The organism is Bradyrhizobium sp. 31Argb, from assembly GCF_043638955.1.
GTDB lineage: Bacteria > Pseudomonadota > Alphaproteobacteria > Rhizobiales > Xanthobacteraceae > Bradyrhizobium.
In genome coordinates this window covers 1-3,557 of sequence record NZ_JBEGDB010000459.1, presented here as the reverse complement: position 1 = coordinate 3,557, position 3,557 = coordinate 1, and the positions used below count along the sequence as shown (strand labels likewise).

The following is a 3,557-nucleotide window of genomic DNA, read 5'->3' as shown; positions in this document are numbered from 1 at the left end:
GCGCGAAACTACTTCGCCGTCGTCGCCATTGCCGCCACTCTGCTCTGGATAAGGTAACTGTCCACACGGCCTAGCGTCACGCTGAATTTCTTTATTAAAACTGGACTCAGGATCAGCCTGCCGCGGCAGCGCAGTCGCGCAGGGCGCGCATCACGTCTTCGCGGGAAATGATGCCGGCGAGCTGTTCGCCTTCGAGCACCGGAATGCTCCGCAGTCGGTGATTGATCATCAATTCGAGCACGCGGGTCAACCGTGTCTCCGGCACCACATATATGAATTCCGACGTCATCACATCGGCGGTCGTCTTCTGCATCAGATCCTCATAGCGCGGAAGGATGCGCGCCGGCGTGAAGACGAAGCAGGACAAGAGATCGAATTTGGAGACCATCCCCACTACCTGCGTCCCGTCGACGACGGGATAGGTGTTGAAGTCCTCCTTCTCGAATCGTTCGCACAGTTTGGCCATCGTCATGTCGCGCGAGACCGTCTTCGGCTCGCGCGTCATGTAATCGGCGGCGGTCAGCTCGAGAAATTTGTACAAGGCGAATCCTCTGTCCAGTTCTTCATTTAAGCCAGCCGCCCCGCTGGCATATTGACCGAGGTCAATCACCGCACCTGCTGCGGGTCACAGCGACTGCGGGACGAAGCCCCTCCTCCCCTTGAGCAGGACTGGCCAATCGGACCATAATCTGCCAGACCATTGTACGAATCCACCCCTGCGGCGAAGAACCGGAAAAGCGTTTGACTGGCCTCGACCCCTCCCCCTCCGATGACCGCGCCCCTGATTGGCGCTTTCGGCTCGGTGCCGAGGGAGCCGGGATCGGCGGCTGGGATATCGATCTGGCGACCAAGCAGCTCACCTGGTCGACCACCGCGCGCAGGCTGTTCGGCGTTCCCGACGACGCGCCGATCAGCTATGAGCTCTTCCTCTCGCTGCTCGAGCCCGACGACCGCCAGCGCACCGAACAGGCCATTTCACGCGCGACCGAGAGCGGAGAGGCCTTCGACCTCGCCTACCGGCTGAGCCGAAATGATGGCGACAACCACTGGGTGCGGCTGCGCGGCAGTCTGACGCGGGACAAGACGTCTACGCATCTTTCCGGCATCGCGCTCGACATCGATGAGGAAAAGCAGCATGAGGAGGCCCTGCGCACGCGCGAAGGGCACCTGCAGTCGATCCTGGAGACGATCCCCGACGCGATGATCGTCATCGACGGCCGCGGCATCATGCAGTTCTTCTCGAGCGCCGCGGAACGGCAGTTCGGATATACCGAGCAGGAGGCCATCGGACAGAATGTCAGCATCTTGATGCCGGAGCCCGACCGCTCCCGCCATGACAGCTACGTGGCGCGCTACCTTACCACCGGCGAGCGCCACATCATCGGCATCGGCCGCATCGTGACCGGCCAGCGCAGGGACGGCACCACCTTCCCGATGCATTTGTCGATCGGCGAGATGCAGTCCGGCGGCGTGCCCTATTTCACCGGCTTCGTCCGCGACCTCACCGAGCACCAGCAGACCCAGGCGCGGCTGCAGGAATTGCAATCGGAACTCGTCCACGTCTCGCGCCTCAGCGCAATGGGCGAAATGGCGTCCGCGCTCGCCCATGAGCTCAACCAGCCGCTCGCCGCCATCAGCAATTACATGAAGGGCTCGCGCCGCCTGCTCGCCGCAAGCGATGACCCGAACCGCGCCAAGATCGAGAGCGCGATGGATCGCGCCGCCGAACAGGCGATCCGCGCCGGGCAGATCATCCGCCGGCTGCGCGACTTCGTCGCCCGCGGTGAATCGGAAAAGCGCGTCGAACGCCTCTCGAAGATGGTCGAGGAAGCCGGCGCGCTCGGGCTTGCCGGCGCCCGCGAGCAGGACGTGCGGATCCGCTTCAACCTCGATCCGCGATATGACTTGGTGCTGGTCGACCGCGTCCAGGTGCAGCAGGTGCTGGTCAATCTGTTCCGCAATGCGCTGGAGGCGATGGCGCAGTCCGAGCGGCGCGAATTGATCGCCTCGAACCGGCCGGTCGATGAGGACATGATCGAAGTATCGGTGTTCGACACCGGCCATGGATTTCCTGAGGATGTGGAGAAGAACCTGTTCCAGACCTTCTTCACGACAAAGGAAACCGGCATGGGCGTCGGGCTGTCGATCAGCCGCTCGATCATCGAGGCGCATGGCGGGCGGATGTGGGCCGAATCCAATCAGGCGGGCGGCGCGACCTTCCGTTTCACGCTGCCGGCGGTACCGAACGAGAGTTTGACAGATGGCACGTAGGGGAAATGTCTACGTCATCGACGATGACGACGCGATGCGGGATTCGCTGCAATTCCTGCTCGATTCGGCTGACTTCGAAGTCTGCCTGTTCGAGTCGGCGCAAGCCTTCCTCGACACCCTCCCCACCGTCGAGTTCGGCTGCGTGGTGTCAGATATCCGCATGCCCGGCATGGACGGCATCGAGCTGCTGAAGCGCGTCAAGGAAAGCCGCGGGGCCTTCCCGGTCATCATCATGACCGGCCATGGCGATGTCCCTCTCGCCGTCGAAGCGATGAGACTCGGCGCGGTCGACTTCATGGAGAAGCCGTTCGAGGACGACCGGCTGATCGCGATGATCGACGTCGCGCTACGGCAGGCCGAGGCCGGCGCCCGCGACGAGGCCGTGGCCCAGGATGTCGCCACCCGCATCGCCTCGCTCAGCCCGCGCGAGCGGCAGGTCATGGACGGGCTGGTGGCCGGGCTTTCCAACAAGATGATCGCCCGCGACTACAATATCAGCCCTCGGACCATCGAGGTTTACCGGACCAATGTGATGACCAAGATGCAGGCGAGCAGCCTTTCGGAGCTGGTCCGCCTGGCCATGCGGGCCGGGGCGCTCAAGGATTGAGCTGAATCAAGCCGGCCGGCATCGACGGGCTTATAAATATGGGTTGACGGACCGGATGGCCGGCCCGGAAGCTGGATAACAGCCGCGATGCCCCCACCCACCAGAACTCCCCTTGTCTACGTCGTGGACGACGATTCCGACGTGCTTGGGTCGCTGCGTTTCCTCCTGGAAACCGACGGCTTCTATGTCCGCACCTTCCGCAGCGCCGAGGCGTTGCTGAACGCCATGACCATGGGCGGAGCCGACTGTTTCGTGATCGACTACAAGATGCCGAACATGAGCGGCATCGACCTCGCCGGGATTCTGCGCCAGCGCGACGTCAAGACGCCGATCATTCTGATCACCGGCTACCCCGACGCGACCATTCCGGCCAAGGCCGCGGCCGCCGGCATCCGCCATGTGCTGCACAAGCCGCATGTCGAGGACAGCCTGTCCACCCGCATCTGGGACGTGATCAAGACCGACCGATCGACCTCGCCCGCCCCGTAGCCTGTGGCCCGGGTGGAGCCCCGTAGCCCGGGTGGAGCGCAGCGTAACCCGGGGCCGCTCTCAAACGCGGGCGCAGACATCCCGGGTTACGCTAGCGCTCCACCCGGGCTACGAACGTGAGCGTCACGAGAGGATCGCCGTGCCCGGCCTTGACTTGCGCGGAATGCTTTGGATTGCCCGATCGGGGTGA

4 protein-coding genes are annotated in these 3,557 nt (G+C 63.6%); 3 read left to right on the top strand and 1 reads right to left on the bottom strand.

The window, feature by feature from the left end; genetic code table 11:
- Positions 1-112: 112 nt before the first annotated feature.
- Entirely contained in the window at positions 113-541 is a 429-nt protein-coding gene (locus AAFX91_RS39930) for an HPP family protein (protein ID WP_130583986.1), read from the bottom strand.
- 200 nt (positions 542-741) lie between these two features.
- Here AAFX91_RS39930 and fixL point away from each other — a divergent pair, with 200 nt between their 5' ends.
- From fixL to AAFX91_RS39915, 3 genes are all read left to right on the top strand, one after another.
- The gene (gene fixL, locus AAFX91_RS39925) at positions 742-2,271 is read left to right on the top strand and encodes a sensor protein FixL (RefSeq protein WP_130583985.1); all 1,530 of its coding nucleotides are present in this window, start codon (positions 742-744) and stop codon (positions 2,269-2,271) included.
- Entirely contained in the window at positions 2,261-2,878 is a 618-nt protein-coding gene (fixJ, locus tag AAFX91_RS39920; protein ID WP_394570158.1) for a response regulator FixJ, read from the top strand. Before fixL ends, fixJ begins: the two co-directional genes overlap by 11 nt.
- A gap of 87 nt (positions 2,879-2,965) precedes the next feature.
- Entirely contained in the window at positions 2,966-3,367 is a 402-nt protein-coding gene (locus AAFX91_RS39915; RefSeq protein WP_130583983.1) for a response regulator, read from the top strand.
- Positions 3,368-3,557: the final 190 nt, after the last annotated feature.